Annotated in this window: 20 protein-coding genes; 11 read left to right on the top strand and 9 right to left on the bottom strand. The window is 34.0% G+C overall.

Annotation, left to right across the window (positions count from 1 at the left end; genetic code table 11):
* Complete coding sequence (locus BLV35_RS03045) at positions 1 to 546, top strand: DUF2911 domain-containing protein (protein WP_091084499.1); 546 nt, start codon at positions 1 to 3, stop codon at positions 544 to 546.
* Positions 547 to 626: 80 nt separating this feature from the next.
* On the opposite strand, the gene BLV35_RS03040 is transcribed toward BLV35_RS03045, so the two are convergent.
* The 3 genes from BLV35_RS03040 to BLV35_RS03030 all read right to left on the bottom strand — a co-directional run bounded on the left by BLV35_RS03040 (position 627) and on the right by BLV35_RS03030 (position 6,421).
* The gene (locus BLV35_RS03040) at positions 627 to 2,381 is read right to left on the bottom strand and encodes a TonB-dependent receptor (protein WP_091084495.1); all 1,755 of its coding nucleotides are present in this window, start codon (positions 2,379 to 2,381) and stop codon (positions 627 to 629) included.
* A 95-nt stretch (positions 2,382 to 2,476) separates the two neighbouring features.
* Positions 2,477 to 3,343: a PhzF family phenazine biosynthesis protein gene (locus tag BLV35_RS03035; protein ID WP_091084492.1), complete on the bottom strand. Its 867-nt coding sequence runs from the start codon at positions 3,341 to 3,343 to the stop codon at positions 2,477 to 2,479.
* A gap of 63 nt (positions 3,344 to 3,406) precedes the next feature.
* Entirely contained in the window at positions 3,407 to 6,421 is a 3,015-nt protein-coding gene (locus tag BLV35_RS03030; protein ID WP_091084490.1) for a tetratricopeptide repeat protein, read from the bottom strand.
* A 278-nt stretch (positions 6,422 to 6,699) separates the two neighbouring features.
* On the opposite strand from BLV35_RS03030, the gene BLV35_RS03025 reads away from it, so the two are divergent.
* From BLV35_RS03025 to BLV35_RS03015, 3 genes are read left to right on the top strand one after another with little or no spacing between them, the layout of a single operon-like run.
* Positions 6,700 to 7,383, top strand: coding sequence for a cell division ATP-binding protein FtsE (locus BLV35_RS03025; RefSeq protein ID WP_091084871.1), 684 nt, complete (start codon positions 6,700 to 6,702; stop codon positions 7,381 to 7,383).
* Positions 7,383 to 8,273 carry a glycosyltransferase family 2 protein gene (locus BLV35_RS03020; RefSeq protein ID WP_091084487.1) on the top strand — a complete coding sequence of 297 codons (891 nt, stop codon included), beginning with the start codon at positions 7,383 to 7,385 and terminating at the stop codon, positions 8,271 to 8,273. Before BLV35_RS03025 ends, BLV35_RS03020 begins: the two co-directional genes overlap by 1 nt.
* Positions 8,274 to 9,200 (top strand): glycosyltransferase family 2 protein, encoded by a 927-nt coding sequence (locus BLV35_RS03015; protein WP_091084484.1) that lies wholly within the window; start codon positions 8,274 to 8,276, stop codon positions 9,198 to 9,200.
* Here BLV35_RS03015 and BLV35_RS03010 read toward each other — a convergent pair.
* Together BLV35_RS03010 and BLV35_RS03005 are read right to left on the bottom strand one after the other, a co-directional pair.
* Positions 9,162 to 9,590 (bottom strand): sugar 3,4-ketoisomerase, encoded by a 429-nt coding sequence (locus BLV35_RS03010; protein WP_091084482.1) that lies wholly within the window; start codon positions 9,588 to 9,590, stop codon positions 9,162 to 9,164. The two genes, BLV35_RS03015 and BLV35_RS03010, sit on opposite strands and share 39 nt — an antisense overlap.
* Positions 9,580 to 10,677 carry a glycosyltransferase gene (locus BLV35_RS03005; protein WP_091084479.1) on the bottom strand — a complete coding sequence of 366 codons (1,098 nt, stop codon included), beginning with the start codon at positions 10,675 to 10,677 and terminating at the stop codon, positions 9,580 to 9,582. Before BLV35_RS03005 ends, BLV35_RS03010 begins: the two co-directional genes overlap by 11 nt.
* 41 nt (positions 10,678 to 10,718) lie before the next feature.
* On the opposite strand from BLV35_RS03005, the gene BLV35_RS03000 reads away from it, so the two are divergent.
* Positions 10,719 to 11,855 (top strand): glycosyltransferase, encoded by a 1,137-nt coding sequence (locus BLV35_RS03000; protein ID WP_091084476.1) that lies wholly within the window; start codon positions 10,719 to 10,721, stop codon positions 11,853 to 11,855.
* Here the strand turns inward: BLV35_RS03000 and BLV35_RS02995 are convergent.
* The 3 genes from BLV35_RS02995 to BLV35_RS02985 are packed head-to-tail and all read right to left on the bottom strand — an operon-like array spanning position 11,852 to position 15,202.
* Positions 11,852 to 13,117, bottom strand: a complete 1,266-nt coding sequence (locus BLV35_RS02995; RefSeq protein ID WP_245712002.1) for an O-antigen translocase — start codon at positions 13,115 to 13,117, stop codon at positions 11,852 to 11,854. The genes BLV35_RS03000 and BLV35_RS02995 overlap by 4 nt on opposite strands.
* A 10-nt stretch (positions 13,118 to 13,127) precedes the next feature.
* Positions 13,128 to 14,228 (bottom strand): DegT/DnrJ/EryC1/StrS family aminotransferase, encoded by a 1,101-nt coding sequence (locus tag BLV35_RS02990; protein ID WP_091084473.1) that lies wholly within the window; start codon positions 14,226 to 14,228, stop codon positions 13,128 to 13,130.
* Positions 14,225 to 15,202: a GNAT family N-acetyltransferase gene (locus BLV35_RS02985; RefSeq protein WP_091084471.1), complete on the bottom strand. Its 978-nt coding sequence runs from the start codon at positions 15,200 to 15,202 to the stop codon at positions 14,225 to 14,227. Before BLV35_RS02985 ends, BLV35_RS02990 begins: the two co-directional genes overlap by 4 nt.
* Positions 15,203 to 15,317: 115 nt before the next feature.
* Here BLV35_RS02985 and BLV35_RS02980 point away from each other — a divergent pair, with 115 nt between their 5' ends.
* Positions 15,318 to 17,129, top strand: coding sequence for a T9SS type B sorting domain-containing protein (locus BLV35_RS02980; protein WP_091084468.1), 1,812 nt, complete (start codon positions 15,318 to 15,320; stop codon positions 17,127 to 17,129).
* A gap of 15 nt (positions 17,130 to 17,144) precedes the next feature.
* On the opposite strand, the gene BLV35_RS02975 is transcribed toward BLV35_RS02980, so the two are convergent.
* Complete coding sequence (locus BLV35_RS02975; protein ID WP_091084464.1) at positions 17,145 to 17,747, bottom strand: trimeric intracellular cation channel family protein; 603 nt, start codon at positions 17,745 to 17,747, stop codon at positions 17,145 to 17,147.
* Between the two features lie 211 nt (positions 17,748 to 17,958).
* Here BLV35_RS02975 and BLV35_RS02970 point away from each other — a divergent pair, with 211 nt between their 5' ends.
* From BLV35_RS02970 to BLV35_RS02950, 5 genes are all read left to right on the top strand, one after another.
* Positions 17,959 to 18,744: a TrmH family RNA methyltransferase gene (locus BLV35_RS02970; protein ID WP_091084460.1), complete on the top strand. Its 786-nt coding sequence runs from the start codon at positions 17,959 to 17,961 to the stop codon at positions 18,742 to 18,744.
* Positions 18,745 to 18,787: 43 nt separating this feature from the next.
* Positions 18,788 to 20,332, top strand: a complete 1,545-nt coding sequence (locus BLV35_RS02965) for a serine hydrolase (RefSeq protein ID WP_091084866.1) — start codon at positions 18,788 to 18,790, stop codon at positions 20,330 to 20,332.
* Positions 20,333 to 20,450: 118 nt separating this feature from the next.
* Positions 20,451 to 22,670: a RelA/SpoT family protein gene (locus BLV35_RS02960; protein ID WP_091084863.1), complete on the top strand. Its 2,220-nt coding sequence runs from the start codon at positions 20,451 to 20,453 to the stop codon at positions 22,668 to 22,670.
* Between the two features lie 151 nt (positions 22,671 to 22,821).
* Positions 22,822 to 23,295, top strand: a complete 474-nt coding sequence (locus BLV35_RS02955) for a Fur family transcriptional regulator (RefSeq protein WP_091084457.1) — start codon at positions 22,822 to 22,824, stop codon at positions 23,293 to 23,295.
* Positions 23,296 to 23,357: 62 nt separating this feature from the next.
* Positions 23,358 to 24,629 carry an adenylosuccinate synthase gene (locus tag BLV35_RS02950; RefSeq protein ID WP_091084455.1) on the top strand — a complete coding sequence of 424 codons (1,272 nt, stop codon included), beginning with the start codon at positions 23,358 to 23,360 and terminating at the stop codon, positions 24,627 to 24,629.
* Positions 24,630 to 24,670: the final 41 nt, after the last annotated feature.

Here is a 24,670-nt window from a genome sequence, read left to right as displayed (position 1 = left end):
ATGAAAAAATCGACATTGATTACTACAATCGCTTTTGGCTTTATGATACTACTATCATCAAATGCAAATGCTCAGAAATTCCCTGATCTTGATAAGAGCCCTATGGATGTGGCTTCCTACCCCACCGATTATAAAAATGCTGACAAACTTGCAAAAGTAACCTACAGCAGACCGCAACTAAAAGGACGTAGTTTAGACGAACTTGCTCCAGCGGGGAAAGTATGGAGAACAGGCGCAAATGAAGCAGCAGAAATCACGCTTTACAAAGACATGAAATTAGGAGAAACTAAAGTTAAGGCAGGTACTTATACTTTATATGCTATTCCAGAAAAAGACAACTACACTATAATTATTAGTAAAGATTTGAATGTTTGGGGATCTTACTTCTACAAAGTAGCTAATGATGTTGCACGATTAAAAGTTCCTGTAACTGAAGGTACTGATTCATTAGAGTCTTTTTCTATGGTTTTCACCAAAGCGGATAATGGTATCGTTCTAAACTTAGGATGGGACAAAGTAAGAGTTGCAGTTCCGTTTACTGAATAATACTACTTTACAGTATACAAAAAATGGCTTCCCAAATCAGGAAGCCATTTTTTATGCTGTCGTTTTGGCTGTAAGCCAAATTAAAAATCAAACTTATAATTAGCACCTACCACGATTTGAAAACTTTGAACTGGGTAATTCAACCATTTTTGATACCCATTATTCGTGATATTATTCGCTCTTACAAATCCAGTCAATTGGCTGTTGTATTTATACCCCAAATGGGCATTAACATCAAAATAACTATCTAATGTTATTGGGCTAGAATTTGTTACAAAAGCAGTATTGCTTTGTATATCCTTACGCTCTCCTACATAAAAAACAGCAGCTCCAGCAAACCATTTTGGCGTAATATTAAAATCAATGTTAGAGTTTAATTTAATCGTTGGTAAATTCCAGGCTTCTTGCTGCACATCGTTTGTGTAACTACTAAAAGTTCCGCTGATGCCAAAAGTCACATCATCTGAAAAATTAGCTTTTAAGTCTCCTGAGAAACTCACCGTTTTCATATCATCATAAACGACTTGAAATGAATTCCCGTAGGCATAGTCTTCATTTGACACATTTTCATTATAATCATTACTTCGATACAACGCCTTATTTCTTTCGTTTATATAAGACCCGCGAATATTATAACTCACGTTATTCACTATTTTCCCTTTCAAACCAGCAAAAACATCATATTGTTGGTCTGTTGGCCTGATATCCAAAGTAGGTGATAAGAATAAATTTTCATTGGCAAAATCCATATAAGAGTTTTGCTCCAAATTCCCTTCAGCACCTGCATAAAAAATCATTAAGTCCCCAACCACCTTGTAAGAAGCATTAAAATTCGGATACACATACAATTTATTAGTACTGTTTTCATTATCTAAACTATAGAATACTTTAGCACCAATATTCAAGGTCCAATCCTCCTTTTGCATTACAAAACTAGGAGCTATACCCAAATTTGTATACCCATATTTTAAAGGTTCTGTATTAGTCTTTAAATAATTATTTTCAAAACTTCCTCCTACGTAATCAACGGTTATGTCTGTTTTAATCGACTCATCCATAACATCAAATTGTAAGGAAGGCTTGACATAGAATCTGTTTTCAGCAGAACCTAAAGCATCTGTAAAGCGATTAAACTTCATACTTGCTTCATTCAAAAAACCTTCATTAAAATCAATTTTACCGCCAAAAGAAATGGTGTTGTAAGTATGCTGTGGGTCAATTGCAAAAATCAAATCAGATCTATCAGCCGGGTTTAAAGAAGCACCAAAATTTTCTGGTAATCCATACCAGTTATAGATTTGGTTTTTATAGCCTAAATCCAGATTCCAAGACATATCATTATAATTAGCCCCATACGTCAAATTGATAGAGGAGTCATAAAACCGATCGTCTAACTCTACACCGGTTATTCCGCCTTGTGAAGACAGATGACGAAACATTCCGCCTACATAATCATTGTTATCTAGTTCTTGGTTAACAAACAATTCAGCGTTTAATGTTCTGTAATTTCCAAATCCAAGCGTAGCATAATTATTATACAGATGCTCTTGTTTTGTTTTGTCTACACCTTCTGCTTTTCCTTTTGAAGGTGTAAAAGTAGAAGCTACAGGAAAAGAGAAAATAGAATATTTAATAGTTTCTTTTTTAGCATTCCCTTCATCATCAAGAACAGGAGTCTCTTGTACTTTGAAAGCATCCGAAATGGCAGGTGTATATGGCTTTACCACGTTTACAACCTCAGAGCCAATGTTTTCTTCTTTCTTTTGAGCAAAAGAAACCTGAAGTACCATTAGTAAAACGGCAATGCTAATTTTATTTTGGAAATTGAATTTCATATTTTATTATTTTTTTAGAGTTAAGAAGAAAAGTTCTTGTCTTAACCTCCTGTTATTCTCTTTTCGTATTATTTTTTCTAACTAGTTTTTTGTCGCTACTCTATTTCCCATTCTCCTTTTGCAATGAGTTGCGTCTTACCGCCTATTTTAATATCATAATGTCCATCAGATAGTTTTCCTTCGAAAAAAATTTGCGAAGGCCTATTAATAAATTCTCCTTGATTATTAATTATATCAATCACAGGAGCATGATATTTTAAAAGAAACGCTTGCAAACAGCTGCTTGCACTTCCCGTAGCGGCATCTTCTATCAACTGATTTCTTTCGAAACATAACATTCTACTACTCAACGTTGCATCTTCGAGGCAAAAAAAGTATAATGCCTGATGCGCTGTTTTACAATGACCCTCTAACCAGTTCTCCGCTTTGCTTTTATCCAGTTCAATTTTTTCAAGTGTCTTTTTATCTTTAACAGGAACGATGATAAAAGCACTACCTGTAGTGACTTCTTGAATATCAAATCGATTATCAAAATCATTCAATTCTAAGTTACTGAAAGACACAAAATCATCTTTTGAAAAAACATCAAAAAATTGCGGTTGCGCTGCCTGTAACCAAACTAAGCCTTCTGATTGGTAAACCGGAATTGGACCAATAGGAACCGTTACCGTACAATTTTGAGGATTGCTCTTAAAAATTTTATTCATCAATATCCATGACGTTCCTATAATAGGATGTCCTGCAAACTGCATCTCCTTTACTGGAGTAAATATTCTAATTTGCGCAGTAGTTTCATCGGGATTCATTTTAGAAATAAAAGTGCTTTCCGCAAAATTGATTTCAGCAGCTATTTTCTGCATCTGATCCTCTGCTATATTCTCCGCATCTAAAAAAACTGCCAATTGATTCCCAGCATACTTGCGATCTGAAAAAACATCAACGATGTAAAAAGGAATGTTCATTTTTTATGAATTATTTTAAAAATTTATATCAGGTAACCAACAGTGATTTCCCTTACTTCATTTTTATTTTACAATCGATGAGTTTGTTTTAGACTCTTCTGTCTTAATCGCATCCAATTCTCTTTTGGCTTCGGAGATAACATCTGGAAAATCAGTAAAGTTTTCAATTACATTATCTAAAATATAAGTTGCTTGAAAACTATCTTTCAATCCGTAGAAATTCTTGGCCATTAGAATCAAACCTTTGGCTCCAAAATATCGGTAACCTGAATAATTTTTAGCTAATTTTTGAACCGCTGTATTTGAAGTCTCAAACTTTCCGTCTTTATTTTTAAAATAAGCATCATAATACAATGCTTCTGCCGCTAATTCTCCTTTGGCAATCGTTAGTAATTTCGCATACCCTGCTCTCGCCTTTGCTTCGTCTCCTGTTTGCATTGCGGAGCGAGCAATGATAATTTGCGCATCACTTTTTACATTGTCATCCGTTTTAGGATTATTTAATACTTTATCAGCATAAATAACTGAGTTTGAATAGTCTTTTTTATCATAATAACATTTCATCAAATTAGATTGTGCAAACACTTTATTTTGAGGAAAATCAGCTTCATTCTCTAGACGAAGTAATACGGGAATCGCTTTTGCATTATCATTGTTTTTCAATAAAACTTGAGACAAACGAGCTAAAGATTGTTCCGTAAATTCATTTCTAGGCTGCCCTATTACGTATTCATAGTTAGGAATAGATTTGGTTTGCAATCCTTCAGCGAAGTATGCTTGCGCCAAGTAGAAATTAGCCTGTAAAGAATGTATTCCTCTAGGAAAGCTGGCAGTATAAGCCATAAATCCAGAAATAGCCTGCTTGTTATTGTTCTGCTCAAATTGCTTTAATGCTGATTCGTAAGTATCATTATCTAAATCCGCATCAGTAACCGCAACAAAATCTAGAGTTCTTACCCAAGTTGCATATTCCGCTACTCTTCCTCCGTCGACATAAATCAATCGTGCCGTTGAAACCGCCTCAAGCGCCTCAGGAGTTTTTGGGAATTCAGCCGCTACTTTTTTAAATTTTGTTAAAGCATCTGCATTTCTATCAGAGTTATAATAAATTAAACCTTGACGCAAAATAGATTTTGCAGTATAAGATCCATTCTTAAATTCAGAAATTAAACGATCAAATGTTTTCAAAGCCAAATCTTGTTTCCCGCTTGCAACATAAGTGTTAGCCAATTCGTACATGGCATCGTCTCTGTAATTTGATCTTGGATACAATTGCAAAAAGGAATTCAACTCCTCGATTTTTTTATCGTTTTTGGCAACAAAACCATAGCAAATTGCTTTTTGATAAAAGGCATAATCGCCATCGACACCTTTCATATCAATTGCCTTATTGTACGCGTCCATTGCAGGCCAATATTTTGATGTTACAAATTGGCAATCTCCTAATCTCAAGTAAGAATCAGTCAATCGCACTTTATCATCTTTTACTGATTCAATTTGGTTTTGAAAGTAAGTTGCCGCCTGATCGTATTCTTTCAATTTGAAATACGTGTAGGCAATATTGTAATTGATGTTTTTATATTCTGGTGCAGAGGATGCGCGAGACGATCCTGAAAATTGTCTAAAACTCAATAATGCATTTTTATAATCATCTAAAACATACTCCGTTTCTGCTTTCCAGAAAGTAGCTCTTGCTGTCATCGCTGCATCAATTTGCCCATCGATAGATTTCTTAAACATTTTTAATGCTTCTGCATATTCTCTATCAGCATATAATTCTAATCCTCTATAAAAAGTAACTTTTTGATACGCCAACTTATTCTCAGGGCTTTCATTTTTTTCCAATAAAACCAATGCTTCCTTATAATTTTTTGATGAAATATAGGAATCAATCAACAATTTCTCCACTACAGAACGACTGGCGTTATTCGGATATTTTTTGGTAAAGCCCAATAAAACACCGGGTACACTTTGGTACGAATTCCCTATTTCATAACTTAACTTTGCATAGTTTAAACTCGCATCTTCCTGAATTGAAGTGTCAAATGCCATTTCGGAAGCATTCTTAAAAGCATTCAAAGCCTCTTGTTTCTTGTCTAACTTCAGGTAACTTTCTCCTAAATGGTAGTAAGCGTTTTGTGCTACAAAATCTTTTCCGCTTACAATCTTATTAAATTGTGAAATAGCATTTTCAAAATCATTTTGCTTGTAATAAGCATAACCCAATTGGTAAAAATCAGTATTATTCCATCTGCCTTTTTTGCCTTTGTATGCTGCCAAATAAGGAATCGACTGCTCGTATTTTTTTAGATTAAAATAGCTTTCCCCAATGATTTTATTCAGCTCCGATTTTTCGACAGCATTCGACTTAGCCATTGCTTTTTCACCTAGCTCGATTGCTTTTTGAAAATTACCTAACTTAAAATTCATGTCGGCTTGGTAATACGAAAGCTTTTCTTTGTATTTTTCTTCCCCAGACACAGCATCAAAATACTTCGTTGCTTCCTTATAGTCATCACCCTCATAAGCCATAAAACCTAAATAATATTTGGCTTGAGAACCGTATTCTTGAGAGTTTACCACCTTATTAAAGTAAGTAGTAGCTTCTTTTTTATTTTTCGAATTAAAGAAACTGTATCCTTTTTGGAAATTAAATTTATCTCTATCGCTAGCACTCAATTGACTTTCATTTACCTTTTCAAACCACTGTAGGGCTTGAGGATAGTTCCCTTGGTCAAAATAATAATGCGCCACTTCTATAAATGCCTGATTACTCTTGGCACTTGTAGGATAATCTGAAACAAAACGCTCCATAAGCATGTCGGCATTAGCCTGATTCATACGAATGGCGCAAGTCGCATCATAATAGGAACAATCAGACTTTAGTTCGTCATTGTCGCTTTCCGATTTTACTTTTTCAAATATAATTTTAGCAGAAGCATATTGCCCATCATTAAACAAGGAAAGGGCTCTATTAAAATCTTTTAAATCATGGGTATATATTGTTGACTTTTGTGCCGAAACAGAAAAAGATGCAACAAAAAGCACTAAAAAGAGAAGCCAAGAAAGTTTACGCATTTTATTTTTTTTTAATATTCAAATGTATCATATTCTATGGTCTATAACGAATCCACTTTCGGTTTTATTATGAACAAATGTTTTAACAATACCATTTTAAGTACTTAACACTACTTCAACCTCTTTTTAAAAACCACAAACCCACGTTAATTTGGATTTCGATAACGATCATTATCCGTTCACGCATTTATATTCGGGCTAATCCACCTTAATACATGAAATTTATTTTGAATACAACCGTTATCTTATTACTTTTACCCAATAAACAAATGCTAATTATGTCTCAAGCTATACTGTCTTTAAAAAACGTAACGATTCATCAAGAAGATAAAGTGATTTTATCTAATATTAATTTGGACGTAAACCGTGGTGAATTCTTATACATCATTGGAAAAACAGGATCAGGAAAGAGTAGTTTAATGAAAACGCTTTATGCAGATATGCCATTGACAGAAGGTGAAGCACACATTGTAGATTTTGATTTAGCATCCCTAAAGGAAAATGACATCCCGTTTTTAAGAAGAAAAATAGGTATTGTATTCCAAGATTTTAAACTATTACCGGACCGTACTATTAAAGACAATATGTTATTTGTGCTTAAAGCTACAGGATGGACTGTTAAAGACGAGATGGATCGAAAAATTGACGAGGTATTAGACAAAGTTGGAATGAAAGAGTACGCCAGCAAAATGCCACATCAAATTTCCGGTGGAGAACAACAACGTGTCGCCATTGCCAGAGCCTTGCTAAATGACCCAGAACTTATCCTTGCCGATGAGCCAACCGGAAATCTAGACCCACAAACAAGCGCTGAAGTACTTGAGGTATTGAGAAAAATCAACGCCAACGGAAAAACAATAATAATGGCTACGCATGATTATGCCTTATTAATGAAGTTCCCATCAAAAACATTGAAATGTGAAGACACTAAAATATATGAAGTAGTTCAAAGAACGGTGTAATGCTTTCTATCCTTGTTCCAATCTACAATTACAATGCCTATCCATTAGTGTTAGAATTGCATTCTCAGTGTTTGGAATCCAAGATTGATTTTGAAATCATCTGTATTGATGACGCTTCACAGGAGTGTCAATCCAATAACAGTTCAATTCAATTTTTATCAAATTGTATATATATTGAACTACCAAAAAACATCGGGAGAAGTTCAATTCGAAATTTATTAGCGTCTAAATCTAGAAAGGATTGGTTACTTTTTTTGGACTGTGACACATTTCCTAAAAGTTCTGATTTTATTTCGAATTACAGCTACCATATTAAATCGACAACTAAAAAAGCTTTTTTTGGAGGATTGCTTTACACCAAGGAAAAACCAACTGACGAGCAATTATTGCGATGGGTATTTGGAAAGAGTAGAGAGGCTATTCCTTTATCTGAAAGAAAAAGAAATCCCTATAAATCAACTTTCGTTTCTAATTTTCTGATACAAAGATCTGTGTTTGAAACGATTTTCTTTGACGAGAAAATTAATTCGTACGGCTATGAAGATTATTCTTTTATTTCCACTTTAAAGCATCGAAATATTGCCATTGAACAGGTCGAAAACCCGGTCTTTCATTTGAATTTAGAAACATCTGAAGTATTCCTTTCAAAAACCAAAACAGCTCTTCAAACACTTTTATCTCTTTCTAAAGATAATCCTGCAATCACGATGCAAAGCAAAATAACTCAATTGCACAAAACACTTTGCTTTTTCAAAATGGATTATATCGTTTCAAAATTATTTCAAAGTCTTGAAGTGAAACTAGAAGAAAACCTGACTTCAAAAAAACCTTCTCTTATTGCATTTGACATCTACAAAATAGGCTATTTTTGTTCCTTAAATAGTAAATAGATGCCTTTCTTTTCGGTCATAATTCCTCTTTTTAATAAAGAAACCTTTATCGAAGCCACTTTAAAAAGTGTCCTAGAGCAGCGTTTTACTGACTTTGAAATTATCATTATCAATGATGGCTCGACGGACAACAGCGAAAACGTAATTGCAGCATTTGACGATACCAGAATTCGCTATTTCACTAAAGAAAATACAGGAGCATCATCAGCAAGAAATCTAGGAATCGAAAAAGCACAATCCAATTACATCAGCTTTATAGATGCTGACGACTACTGGTACCCCACATTTTTAGAAGAAATGTTCGAAAAAATTAAACGTTTTCCCGAAATCAAAGTGTTTTCGGCAGCGATAGAAATCGAAACTCCAAAAAGTACTTTTCCTGCACACTATGCAATCGAAAAAACGGGGGCTTATGAAATTGTGAATTACTTTACCGCAAGTACTAAAGAAACGGTAATATGTACTTCCTGCGCTGTTTTCAACAAAACTATTTTCGAAGAGATAGGAACTTTTGACACCGATATAAAAAGCGGGCAAGACACCGATATATGGATTCGTATTGGGTTAAAATATCCCGTACTGTTTTCTTGGAAAATTTTAGCGAGGTACGTTTATGATGAAAAAAGTCTCTCAAAGAATAAAAACTACCTAGATACTAAAGTTGATTTTTCGAAATTTGAAGAAGACGAAAAAACAAATCCCGAATTAAAAATATTTCTTGATTTGAATCGGTTTTCGTTAGCGATAAAATACAAAATAGCCGGAAATAAAACACTCTTTCAAAATTATTACGATGCCATCGACTTACAAAATTTAGAACTAAAAAAAAGAATACTACTGCTACTTCCCTCTTTTATTTTGAAACAATTAATTTCTTTAAAATCAGTTTTAACTAACTTTGGTTTTGGTTCGTCGGTTTTTAAATAATTTAAAATCTTTATAATTGCGGATGTAATCAGCTTCATCAAAGACAGCTGAAGACATAACCAAACAAACAGCTCCTGAAGAAAAATTTTCTAATTCTCTCCAAATTCCATCTACTATCAACAATCCAATATTAGGCTTATTGAGTGTCATCACTTTTTTGGACTTTCCATCTTTTAACACCACATCAAAACTACCGCTTAGTGCGATTAAAAACTCTTGCTGCTCCATATGGCAATGGCCTCCTCTTCTACTTCCTCCAGGCACATCATATAAATAATATACTCTTTTAGACTCAAACGGAATCGTGTCTCCTTCCACAACCGAAAGATTGCCTCTGCGATCTTTAATTTTTGGAATTTCAATAAATTGAACGTCGTTGTTAGTTGTCATTGTTTTGGCTTAAAATGGATTCCCATTGTTTTGAAATCGTTTCTAAAGATAAATGTGCTACACTTTTGGCGGCATTTTTTTTACAAAAAGCGTACAACTCGCGATCTGAAATCATACGGTTAAAAGCAGCTGCGAGACGAATAGCATTATAATTCTCTACTAATAATCCGTTATACTCGTCGATTACTATTTCTTTTGGTCCCGAATTACAATCAACAGCGACAACCGGAGTTCCTAATGCTAAAGACTCTACAATCGACATTGGAAAACCTTCATAACGACTCGTTAAAACCGTAAATCTAGCATTCTGAACAATATCAAACGGATTGTTATTAAAGGGTAAAATTGCTATATAACCTTCCAATTGAAATCCTTTAATCGAATCTTGAATCTTGTTTAAGTCAGGACCATCTCCCATAAGCAACAGTTGAAATCCCTGCAAAAACAATTTGGAAACAAAAAAAGCCTCAAGCAATAAGTTGAAATTTTTTACTTTTTCATCAAATCGACCAAAATACAAGATGTAATCTTCAGTAGTCGCAGTATCCTTACTAACTTGTATTCTAGAAAAATCAAACGAATTATGTATTGTCTCCGTATTCTTTAAATCAAATTTTAGTTGTATTTCCTTTTCAATAGCGTTTGAAACACATACTATCTTAGCTGTCTTTCGATACAAAAACTGAGACCAAAATGCAGACTTTGGAAAGTAGTTTTCTAACTTATAACTATGCACCACGACTATCTTTTTTCTGCTACCATAAATCCAATTCGTAATTATTTCTCTTAACAAATTATTCCTAGGTCTATTATCGATGACACAACTAATCTGCTTCTCCTTTAAATAGCTATTCAATAGAAACCCCTTTTTTATTTTCTTAAAAAAAGGAAATCGTCTTTCACTATCTATTCCCAAATTCAACAACTCACCTGCATATTCATATTCAACGGCATCATTTATAATGATAGTATGCACTTCGATATTTAAATTCTCCAACATAAAACTCAATAACGAAGCAAATTTTTCCGCTCCCCCATTTCCTAATGAGGTCGAAATTATAGCGACTTTATTTTTGTTTTTTATCATTCCTGTCTAAAAGTAAATATATTTGTCAAATATACATATAAATGAAAGTTTTACTTGTTGGCGAATTTAGTAGGTTACATAACTCCCTTAAAGAAGGCTTGCAGGAATTGGGTCATGAAGTTTCCATTGTAGGACACCAAGACGGCTTTAAAAATTACCCAATTGACTACCCAATTAAGAAAAAATGGGATAGTGGCATTTTAAAAAAAATAAAAGTTGGAATCCATTTGTTGTCTGGTTTTGATGTCAGCTCGTATTTAACGTATAAACAATTTAAGAAAAATAAAAATCACTTTAGCGGTTTTGATGTAGTACAGCTTATAAACGAAAACAGCTTTTACTGCAACTATTTTCATGAAAAAAGAATTCTAAAATTCCTCTTCAGCAACAACTCTAAAACGTTCTTATTATCTTGTGGATATGACTATTTAAACGTAAAATACTGCTTTGAAAACCCTAGCTACAAATCGGTAATTCAAGCGTATTTATTAGGCCGAATTAGTACTAAAAGTGTTGAAAACGTGTTGAAATTCAAAACAAAATCGTTTAAGAAGCTTCATCAATTTATTTACTCAAACATTAAGGGCATTATCGCCTCTGATATGGATTACCATTTTCCTTTGCTTCAAAATCCAAAATATTTAGGTCTGATTCCCAATCCAATCAACACCAACAAAATTGATTTTAAACCATTAGAAATCGAAGATAAAATCATCGTTTTTCATGGAATCAACGAAGCGAATTACCATAAGAAAGGAAATGATTTTTTTGAAAAAGCATTAAAAATAATCGAGTCTAAATACGGGGACAAAGTAGAAATTATTACAACCCAAGATGTTCCTTATGCAGCCTATATTAATTCCTATAACAAAGCACATATTCTACTAGATCAAACATATGCCTGCGACCAAGGCTACAATGCTTTGGAAGCCATGGCTAAAGGAAAGGTGGTTTTTACAGGAGCGGAGCATCTATTCATGGAGCATTATAAACTCACCGAAAAAGTAGCTGTCAATGCCATCGCTGATGTAGATTATCTGGTTAATGAATTATCCTTACTAATTGAAAACCCAAATGAAATTATTGCGATTGGTAAACGTGCCAGAGCATTTATAAAGAAAGAGCATGATTATATCAAGATTGCAGAACGATATCTAGAAACTTGGAGAACAAGCTAAAATAAGCTTTTCCTAAAATAAATACCAAGCACTACTAAGTATACGAAATACGTCAAGGCATGCGCCATTACAATCCCTTCGATCCCATAAATTGACACTAAGAATATACTGGAGAAGTAAGTGATAGAAAGAGATAGCAATTCAGTAACAATAAAGGCTACTGTAAGTTTTTTTGCAAAAAACTGATAGCCTAAAATCAACGAGGCCACTTTTAACACATCTCCTACTAATTGCCAAAAGAACAAAGTGGTCACCGGTAAAAACTCCCGCGTAAAAAGTAATTTTACAATATAAAAACGTAAGAAATAAACAATAGTCACCCCTACAATAAAAACAGGTAATATCCCTTTATAATAATTCCAAAAAACGGTTTTCGTTTCTTGATTATTTTTTGCGACAGCAAGTTTAGGTAAAAAATAAACTGTCAAAATAGTACTTGCAAAAAGCATATAATACGTTGAAATACGCATCATCGTTTCCCAATAGCCCGCCTGGTTATAATCTAGCGTTTGAATAATATTATTTCGTATTGCAAGAAAAACCAGAGGTCCTAAAACGGATGAAACCAATGCCATAAGCGAATAAGAAGACAAATTCTTTATGATCTCTAAATCAAAAGCGGAACGGCTAATTGATTTAAAAATATCAATTTCTTTGTTGACAAAATAGAAACTAACAAAAAATAATAAAGCCGGTGAAACAACAATCGCCAATAACGCTCCGAAAGTTCTATACTCCAAAATTAAAACAATCGACACTAGCAATCCGATAGCATTTCCGATACTGTTAATCCAAATTACTCTTTTAAAACTACCCAAACCATTCAGAACGGAAATTAAAAAAATGGAGATGACATACCAAGGTAATGCTAAAGCTAAGGCTTTGAAAACAGACTTATACTGGTAATTATTTCCAAAAATTTCTTGGTTCCAAAATGAAGCAAAGAAGAACAAAACACCGCTTAAAAAAACAGCCACAAAAACTAAACTTATAAAAACAGTGGACAATAATTTTTGAAGACGCGGCTTGTCTTCTTTAATTTCGGCTACATATTTTACGATTCCGTTTTGGAAACCCAAAGTAGAAATACTTTCTACTGAAGTCATAAAATTCCTGAGATTCCCCACTAAAGCCATGCCACTTGGCCCAACAAAAACAGCTAGCAATTTAGACGTAACTAACCCAATTCCAATTTTTAATATAATGCTTAAGCTATTTAAAGAACTAATTTTAAACAGCTGTGACCGGTATATTTTTTTCAAAACTTCCAAATCAATATTTATTTAAAATTGCTATAATAAAAGTCACTTCTTCAGCGGTCAAAACAGGACTTATAGGTAAACTCAATACCGTTTCATGTATTTTTTCGGTAATAGGGAAAGACTGCGCATTATAATCAGGTAACGCTTTTTGTTTATGCGGAGGAACCGGATAATGAATCACGGTCTGTATTCCATTTTCATATAAATACTTTTGTAATTCCGCTCTGTTTTCAGTTCGAATTACAAACAAATGGAATACATGATTGTTGGATAAATCCCATTTGGGCAATTGTATTTTATCATTTTTAATCTCTGCTAGATACCTTCTTGCAATCCTTCTACGTTGTTCATTTTCGGTATCTAAATGCGGTAATTTCACATTTAAAAAAGCGGCTTGCAACTCATCTAACCTTGAATTTACTCCAGCATAATCATTGTAGTACTTGGTTTCTGATCCATAATTGCGAAGAGAAAATATTATTTTGGCTAAAGCTGAATCATTTGTAATTATCGCACCTCCGTCACCTAATGCCCCCAGATTTTTTCCAGGATAAAAACTGTACGCGACACTTGATTTTTGATTTTCGATTATTGTTTTTTGATTGCTAATTGCACCATGAGACTGAGCTGCATCCTCTACTACCAGCAAGTTATATTTAGCAGCAATTGTGTTTATACCCTCCATTTCCGCCAATTGTCCATACAAGTGAACTGCAAGAACAGCTTTCGTTTTTGATGAAATTTTCTCAGAAATTAAATCTGGATCGAGGTTATAGGTTTCTAACTTTGGCTCGACCAAAACCGGAATTAAATCGGCTTCTAGAATAGCCAGAATAGTAGCAATATAAGTATTAGCAGGAACAATGACCTCATCTCCCTTTTGTAATTCCCCTAATAGAATATAGCCTTTAAAAATCAATGTTAAGGCGTCAAAACCATTTCCTACTCCGATGCAATATTTAGAACCACAATAGCTAGCAAAATTGCTTTCAAAAGCTTTGACTTCTTCACCCAGAATATACCAACCGTTGTCCAAAACCGTTTTCATTTTTACTTGAAAATCAGTTTCGTATGTGGCATTTATTTTTTTTAAATCTAAAAATGGTATCATATCGCAGCCTGATCTAATTTATAATAATTAGCCGTTTCAACTTCATAGAAATCGTGAACTATAGTGCTGGCTCCAAAGCTTTCTTTCCAATAAGTCAATCCCTCATTCAGCTTTTTCCCTTGGTTTTCGTTAGAGCTTCCAAAATCAAAAAATCGCTTTTTTGCAAATCGTTTATGGACTAAGAAATTGAATAAAAAGTCCAAACTACTCAGCGTCTGATTTGTTTCAAATTTAGAAATATATTGACAATGCGTAACCGTTGTACTTTCAAAAACGGTAGCTCCTGCAACAATTACATCATTATGATAGACATTGAACTGAATGATATTACCGGGAAACAATTCATTCAAATGCGTTATTTCTTCCAATGTATGAACGGGCTTAGCATTGTGTCTTTCTGATAAATTTGGAATCAAAATCTTATTCCAAAACTGTTCAAAATCACTTTCTTCTTTAATAACCAGATCATTTTGTGTTGCTTTTTTAAGACTACTTTTTCTACCTTTTGCTACTGTATTCTCTTGTAATAAATCTATTACTGACAACGTATCTCTTCGGGCTAATTTGGCATCCGCCAAAAACAAAGCGTACTGAATTTCCTCGGAAGGTTTAGTATGGTAGATCGAGGGGACTGTTTTTATATGCATTTTCTCAATCCCATTTTGGTCTAAAAACAATAAAATAGCTGAAAAAATAGCGATTACCGATGCTAATTTAGTTTGCTCTTCATACACTAATCCTCCATAAGTCAAACCTTGATGAGAATAAACAGTAGTTCCAACTCGGTTTGCCGGCAATACAGCAATTAGTTTCTCCTCCTCAAAAATCAGTAATGAATAATCTTGAAATCGATCTGAATGATATTCCATAAAATTGCGATGAAACAGAAAACTCGCATTTTTAGCCTTGCTTATAAAAGCATTCCATTCGTCGAAATATTTAGATTCGTATTGTTTTATTATGTGCTTTTTCAAAGTCGATTTTTAAACATTGGGAAATTAAACAATTATTCGGCAAATATCTCACTATTTATAGAATTAGATTTATAAAAATAAATCACTAAATTTAGATCCGCTACATTACTTTTATATGACGCAAAAATTACATTATTGTTTTTTTACTTTAATTCTTATTCTATCATCTTGTGTGTATGGACAGGATATCTCGCTCTACCATCAATATAATGGGAGATATGATTTTGTATTTTTTGGAAACACGTTAAATACCTATGAAAATGGTACCGGGAGACCTTGCGAAATTAATACAAGCTCAACAGCAATACTGACCTTAAATCCCGGTGATGAAATAGAAAGCGCCTATCTCTATTGGGCTGGCTCTGGATTTGGTGATTTTGAAGTAAAATTAAACAATCAAGATATTACTGCTCAAAGAACCTTTAAAGTTACTCAGAGCTCGTCTGGGCTTCCTTTTTTCAGTGCTTTTACTGATATAACAGCACAAGTTAAAAGTACAGGAAGTGGTGTTTATAATTTAAGCGAACTAGATTTAAGGGACGTAATCGATTATTATTGCTGGAATGGAACCAATTTTGGAGGTTGGGCAATTGTCCTAGTGTATAAAAATGCCAATCTACCCTTAAACCAACTTACTATATATGATGGATTACAGTATGTTCCAAATGAAATAAACATTACGTTAAACAGTTTGAATGTTATTGACAATCAAGATGCAAGAATAGGCTTTGTTGCCTGGGAAGGAGACCGATCAATCAGTGTTAATGAAACGCTCCGAGTGAACGGAAATCCAATCAGTAATTTACCACTGAACCCAGTAGATAACGCATTTAACGGGACCAATAGTTTTACAGGCTCTACTTCGCTTTACAATATGGATTTAGATGTATACAACATTCAAAACAACATTAACATTGGAGATAATTCGGCAAAAATCCAGCTTACGTCAGGTCAAGATTTTGTGATGATCAATGCCATTGTTACCAAATTGAACAGCCAATTACCGGATGCAACACTGCGTATTAACAACATTGACTTAGCCTGTGACTCTAGAAAAATCACTATTGACTATAGTGTTTATAACACTAATAGTACCGCTATTATTCCTATCGCAACTCCAATCGCCATATATACAAATGGAATATTGACGGGCACCACAAAGACACAAAACAGTATACCAATTGATGGAGTCGAAAACAACAAAATTACTTTAGATATACCCAACACTATTCAAGGTCCCTTTAATTTGGAATTTTCTGTCGATGATAACGGAAGCCGAATCGGAGTCGTAACAGAACTGAACGAGGAAAATAATTCAAGTATTATTCAAAATATTTCTTTGAGGATTTCTCCAAAAACCAATACCGTAGCTGACATGGAATCTTGCAATCAAGGGTTAGGAATTGGTTTTTTCAACTTTTCAAATTATGACGATTTAGTAAAAGTAAAGACAGAAGACACCGTTAGTTTTTATACATCGTTAGAAGACGCAACGCTTGGTGTAGAAAACGGAGCCACTGCAATACAGAATACTTACAACTTCAAGACCAATAAAGCGGTTACGACTATATATATTAGAGTCCAAAATGAGTACTGTTTTAGCATTACTTCTTTTCAATTAAACACTAAGAATTGTGCTCCCACGGTACACAACTTTATCTCACCCAATAATGACAATCGCAATGATACCTTTGTGAATAAAGGCATTCGTGATATTTTCTTGAATTTTAAAATATCGATATACAACCGCTGGGGTGCATTATTGTGGGAAGGAAATAACAATACTCGGGACTGGGATGGCTACGCTAGCAAAGGAATACTGCTCGATAACCAAAGATGCCCTGACGGAACCTACTATTACATTATCGAGTTAAACGATCCAGACTACCCGATTCCGCTAGTCGGCTTCTTGTATTTATTGAACTAATAATAAATTACCGCACTAATTCTTTTCTAAAGTAGGTAAATACCATTTAAATTTCACCGCCATCAAACGAACTGAAATAATTACTAACGAAGTTATTAAGTATAAGATATCATTATCTAAATTGAATTTTTTTAGCATAAAAAATACTATTCCGCCCAAGATACAAATCGTAGCATAGATTTCTTTCCTAAAAATCACCGGGATTTCAGTACATAAAATATCCCGAATAACTCCTCCAAAACAAGCGGTCATTGTTCCTAAAGCAATACAAACGACAGGGTGTAATCCAATATTAATTCCTTTTTCAAGACCAATCAATGTAAACACTCCAAGTCCTATCGTATCGAATAACAATAATGAAGTACGCAGTCTGTCAAATTTCTTTCTAAATACTAAGGCCAAAACGAAGGCAATGCATATGAAATACACATACTCTAAATCAAGCATCCAGCCTACAGGCGTTCTACCAATCATAACATCCCGCAAGGTTCCTCCTCCTACTGCCGTTACAAAGGCAATAATAAAAACGCCAAAAAGATCAAGCTTTTTACTCATAGCAGTCAACGCTCCCGACAAGGCAAAAGCAATTGTTCCTATAATATCCAATAAATGAAACATGACTTTTATGAGTTTAAATTGAGTAAATCGTATTCTTGTTTTTAAAAACAATTACCGCAAAATTAAAAAAAAATAACGGCGTAAAGTAGTTCTGAGAAACATATCTGTAGAATCTCTTTTCGGGTCTACAAATATTCTGTTTCAAATTTTTAAAACTGCCTGTTCTCTACGTATCTTTGTTTCCTAAATAATAATTAAATTTTAGAATATCTTGAAACAAATCACTTCAATTCAAAATCCATTCATAAAATCTTTGGTATTATTACAAGAAAAAGCTAAAAATCGCAAACAAACAGGCACTTTCTTAATAGAAGGAAAGCGCGAAATTTCCTTGGCGCTAAAAGGAGGTTATGAAATAGAAACCATCTTATTTTATCCTGAAATTTGTACTGAAATTGAAGCTAAAAAAATATCAAATACTACCGAGCTAATTGAAATCAATAAAGATGTATTTCAAAAACTAGCCTATCGTGATACTACTGAGGGTATTTTGGCTATAGCCAAAACAAAATCACAACAGCTTTCGGATTTAAAATTATCCGATAATCCATTGATTCTTATTGCCGAAGCAACTGAGAAGCCTGGAAATATTGGTGCCTTATTGCGAACTGCAGACGCAGCTAATCTTGATGCCGTAATTATTGCAAATCCCAAAAGTGATTTGTACAATCCTAATGTTGTGCGTTCGAGTGTAGGTTGTTTGTTTACAAACCAAATTGCAACAGGAACGACGGCAGAAATAATTGCTTTCCTAAAAGAGAAAAAAATCAATTTCTATTGTGCCACTTTGCAAAATTCAACTTCATATCACACCCAAGATTACACTACGCCAACAGCTTTAGTGGTAGGTACGGAAGCAACAGGCTTAACCCAAGAATGGCGTGATGCCGCTACCCAAAATATTATAATTCCCATGCAGGGTGAAATCGATAGTATGAATGTTTCGGTTGCTGCAGCGATATTGATTTTTGAAGCCAAAAGGCAAAGAGGATTTTAAAATTACATTTTTGATTCCAGAATTATATAAAAAAAATAAGAATATGAAAAACAAATTATTCGCTCTAATAACATTAATTACAACAACACTTTCTTTCGGACAAATAACCGAGCCGCAAGTGGATGCATTAGTGAACAAAACCTTAACTGCATTTAATGTCCCTGGAATTGCAGTAGCAATTATAAAAGATGGAAAAGTAGTTCTTGCTAAAGGGTATGGGGTAAAATCCATCGATACAAAAGAAAAAGTGGATTCCAATACTTTATTTGGTATTGCTTCTAACAGTAAAGCTTTTACAAGCGCATCACTAGCCATATTAGTGGATGAAGGAAAAATAAAATGGGACGATAAAGTCATCAAATACCTTCCTAACTTTAGAATGTACAATGATTACGTAACTCAGGAATTCACCATTCGTGATTTATTGACACACAGAAGCGGTCTTGGGCTTGGAGCAGGAGATTTAATGATTTGGCCTGACGGAAGTAATTTTACTGCTACTGATATTATTCAAAACTTACAATATTTGAAGCCTGTTTCGGCTTTTAGAACTAAATATGATTATGACAACCTATTGTACATTGTAGCCGGAGAAGTCATTCATGTAGTTAGTGGAAAAAGCTGGGGTGATTTTGTCGAAGAGCGCATTATGGCACCACTCGAAATGAATCATAGCGCAGCTTCATTTGTTCGCTTAAAAGACTCAACAAATATCATTGCCCCTCACGTACCTATCAATGGAAAGCTGAAAGTGATCAAACGCTACCAAAACCAGCTTTTTGATGCAGCCGCGGGAGTTTATTCTAGTGTCAACGATTTGAGCAAATGGGCAATTATGCAAATGAATAATGGAAAATATGGTCCTGAAAATAAGCAGTTATTTTCAGAGAAAGAGCATGATGAAATGTGGCAGTTGCAAACTATTATTCCAACCAAAACTAGGGCTCCATACAATACACATTTTAATGGGTATGGACTAGGTTGGTTTTTAAGTGATGTAAAAGGATACAAGCAAGTAACACATACTGGTGGACTTGAGGGAATTGTAACACAGACTACTTATATTCCTGAATTACAGTTAGGAATTATTGTATTGACAAACCAACAATCAGGTGCTGCATTTAACGCAATTACAAACACCATAAAAGACAGCTATTTAGATATCGTTTCAGACGATTATGTGACGATTTACAGTAACCGCATTAAAGCTAATGAAGAAAGTGCTGATAAAGTGACTGACGAAGTATGGACTACCGTCGCAAAAAACAAAAAAGACAAAATAAAAGTTGACCTAGCTTCAATAACGGGAACGTATCAAGACAAATGGTTTGGAGATGTCGTTATAAGCGAGAAAAAAGGGAAGTTATTTTTTGAATCGAAACGTTCTTCTCAGCTTAGCGGAGAGGTGTTTTTCTATAAAAAAGGAAACTTTGTGGTAAAATGGAATAACGCTTACTTGCATGCTGATGCCCATCTCTTTTTTAGCTTTGATGAAAAAGGAAAAGCCATTACTTTAAAAATGAATCCCATCTCTGATTTAACCGATTTTAGCTATGATTTTCAAGATTTGGATTTTATTCGAATCTAAAAAAAACAACCCTAAAACATTCTTGAAAGACCAAGCGGAATATTATATATTAGGTAGTAATTTATCTCTTGCATATTTGCTAACTTATAGTTATTTTTAGAAAATGAACCATGCCGCTATGACAGAAATAGATATAGAAAAAGAGAACAAAGCAATTGCTCAGGAATACAAAGAATTACTGCGTATCAGTTACCAGACCTTAACGCCTGAAGACAAGAAATTGATACGTAAGGCATTTGATGTTTCCGTAGAAGCCCATAAAGAACAACGAAGAAAATCAGGGGAAGCCTATATATTCCACCCTATTGCCGTGGCAAAAATAGTTGCCTCAGAAATAGGTCTGGGTGCCACTTCTATTGCCGCAGCATTATTACATGATGTTGTGGAAGACACTCCCACTACCGTTAAAGACATTGAACGGATTTTTAATCCAAAAGTGGCGCAACTTGTAGAAGGATTAACTAAGATTTCGTTGGTTCAAAAAGACATGAACGTATCGATGCAAGCCGAAAATTTCCGTAAAATGTTATTGACGCTTAATGATGATGTGCGCGTTATCCTAATAAAAATAGCCGATAGATTGCACAACATGCAAACTATGGAGTCCATGGAAAACCATAAACAAGTCAAAATTGCCTCTGAGACTTTATATATCTATGCACCTCTTGCCCATCGTTTAGGATTATACAACATCAAAACAAAACTGGAAGATTTAGGGTTAAAATACACTGAACCTATCGTTTACAACAATATCGTTAGCAAAATTAAAGAGACCAAAGAACAACAAGATGCCTACATAAAAGACATCTCTGACGTGATTAAAAGCTCTTTAGATGCTGAAGGAGTCGAATATGTTATAAAAGGTCGTCCAAAATCTATCTATTCTATCAGAAGAAAAATGCTGGCTCAAAATGTAAGTTTTGATGAAGTCTATGATAAGTTTGCACTTCGCATAGTTTACAAAGCAAATCCGCATGAAGAAAAGTTTCTTGCTTGGAAAATATATTCCATTGTAACCGACCATTATCGTCCGAGTCCAAGTCGTTTGCGCGATTGGATATCTTCTCCTAAATCTACCGGATATGAAGCATTGCACATTACGGTTATGGGACCTAAAGGGCGTTGGGTAGAAGTACAAGTACGCAGTGAACGTATGGACGAGATTGCAGAAAAAGGGTATGCAGCACATTACAAATATAAAAATGGCGCCACAGAAGAAGGTGGCTTAGATGTTTGGTTGAACTTACTTAAAGAAGCACTAGAAAATTCAGAAACCAGTGCCGTAGATTTTGTTGAGGATTTTAAAATGAATCTGTATTCAAAAGAGATATATGTTTTTACCCCAAAAGGAGATATCAAATCCTTACCGAAGGGAGCTACTTCTCTGGATTTTGCATTTAGCATCCATTCTGAAATAGGTATTAAAACTCGTGGAACCCGTGTAAACGGAAAATTAGTCCCTCTAAATTATGAACTAAAAAATGGTGATCAGGTCGAAATTATCACTTCCCAAAATCAAAAACCCACCATTAACTGGTTTGATTATGTTACCACATCACGAGCAAAAAATAAGATTAGAAATGTCTTAAATGAAAATACCAAAAAAATTGCTGAAGACGGAAAAGAAATCCTAACTCGTAAATTAAAGCATCTAAAAATAACTTTAAATGAGAGCGTAATTAATGAATTAGTCAATTTTTTCAAACTAAAAACCAGTTTAGATTTGTTTTACAGAGTTGGCGTGGGCTCGATTGACAACCAGCAACTTAAAGATTATGCTGCCCAAAAAAGCAACACTTTAATCAATTTCTTTAAAAGCAAAATAAAACGTTCAGGACAAACTGCTGATGCAGACGTCCACAAACAAGTATTGAGCAGTAATTATGATATGCTCGTGTTTGGTAAGGAACAAGATAAACTAGACTATAAACTGTCCACATGCTGTAATCCCATTCCAGGGGACACCGTTTTTGGTTTTGTCACGATAAACGAAGGTATTAAAGTGCATAAAAAAGATTGTCCAAATGCAATTGCGATGCAATCCAACTATGCGTATCGTATTATGCAGGCCAAATGGATCGATTCATCACAACAAGAATTTAAGGCTATCATAAATATTACAGGAATGGATACTTTAGGACTTACAAATGAGTTGACCAAAGTAATTTCGAATAATATGCAGGTCAACATTCAAAGCATATCATTAAACGGAGATGCAGGACTATTCAAAGGACAGTTAATTGTTGTCGTGCAGAATAGTACTTTACTGAATAAACTAATCGATAATATTAAAAAAATCGACGGAATCGATAAGGTAACCCGTGTTTATAAAAAATAAAAGTATTAGGATTAAAGCATAATTATCGATTTTCACGACTCGTTGAGGACTATAGCATTTACGTTCTTTTTGTTTCAAAACTCACAAATTATGCTCTTATAAGTCCTTAAACTTGAAAACTATTAGAATAAATAATTTATCTTTGCCAGATATGACACTCATTTCCACAGATAACAACAAAAACCAAGAAATTGTAAAAAATGTTTTTACAATGTATCTTGAAAAAAAAGGGCACCGAAAAACTCCTGAACGTTATTCCATCCTTCAAGAAATTTATGAAAGTGAAGAGCATTTTGATATCGAGAATCTTTATATCAAAATGAAAAATAAAAACTACCGTGTCAGTAGAGCGACCTTATACAATACAATTGAGTTATTACTGGATTGTGCTTTAGTTCGCAAGCATCAGTTTGGTCAAAATCAAGCACACTACGAAAAATCATACTTCGACAAACAACATGATCATATCATCATGACTGATACTGGAGAAGTGATTGAGTTTTGTGATCCAAGAATACAAAGCATCAAAAAAACAATCGAAGAAATATTTGATATTGAAATCACTAATCACTCTCTATATCTATACGGAGTCAAGAAAAAACCAATATCAGATACTGAAATTTAAAAAATACGAATCACTTGTGAGAGGTTCAGCAAATAAATAATTAACTGCAAATAATAAACAGAATGACCGTAGATTTATTACTAGGATTACAATGGGGAGATGAAGGAAAAGGTAAAATTGTTGATGTACTTACTTCAAAATACGATATTATTGCTCGTTTTCAAGGTGGCCCAAATGCTGGACATACTTTAGAATTTGACGGAATAAAACATGTCCTTAGAACTATTCCTTCTGGAATTTTTCACGATAATAACATTAATATTATTGGAAATGGTGTTGTAATTGACCCAGTTGTTTTCAAAGGTGAAGTTGACGGCTTAGCTAAATTTAATTTAGATATTAAATCGAAATTAATCATTTCAAGAAAAGCACATTTAATTTTACCAACTCACCGTTTACTAGATGCTGCTTCTGAAGCTTCAAAAGGGAAAGCTAAAATTGGTTCTACATTGAAAGGTATTGGACCAACTTACATGGACAAAACCGGTAGAAACGGAATTCGTGTTGGCGATATCGAACTAGAAGACTTCAAAGAAAGATACAGAGCACTTGCTGACAAGCATGAAGCAATGATTGCATTTCATGATGTAAACATTCAATACAACTTAGAAGAACTTGAAAAAGAATTTTTTGAATCTATCGAAGATTTGAAAAAACTTGATTTTATTGATAGTGAAGAATATTTACACCAAGCTCAAAAAGCAGGTAAATCAATACTATGTGAAGGAGCTCAAGGTTCGTTGCTGGATGTAGACTTTGGAACATATCCATTTGTAACTTCTTCTAATACTACTGCTGCAGGAGCTTGTACTGGTTTAGGAATCGCTCCTAACAAAATCAAAGAAGTATACGGAATTTTCAAAGCATACGTAACACGTGTAGGTAGTGGACCATTTCCAACAGAACTTTTTGACGAAGACGGTACTACAATGGCACGCGTAGGAAATGAATTTGGATCTGTTACAGGAAGACAAAGACGTTGTGGTTGGTTAGACTTAGTAGCATTGAAATATGCTATTCAAGTAAATGGCGTTACACAATTAATGATGATGAAAGGTGATGTTCTTTCAGGATTTGAAACTTTAAAAATCTGTACTGAGTACACTTATAAAGGTAAAAACATCGCTCACTTCCCTTATAACATTGAACCAGAAAATGTAACTCCAGTTTACAAGGAATTCAAAGGTTGGAAAGCAGATTTAACCGGTATGACTACATACGATGAATTACCAATCGAACTAAAAGAATACATTGACTTTATTGAAAAAGAAGTCGAAGTCCCTATCAAAATTGTCTCTGTAGGGCCAGATAGAACACAAACAATTACTAAATAAGATTAAAAAACGCTCTGAAATTTCAGAGCGTTTTTTAATTA

The organism is Flavobacterium gillisiae (assembly GCF_900107635.1).
Classification (GTDB): Bacteria; Bacteroidota; Bacteroidia; order Flavobacteriales; family Flavobacteriaceae; genus Flavobacterium; species Flavobacterium gillisiae.
Note: the sequence above shows the minus strand (reverse complement) of the source record. Positions and strands in the feature narration are given on the sequence as shown.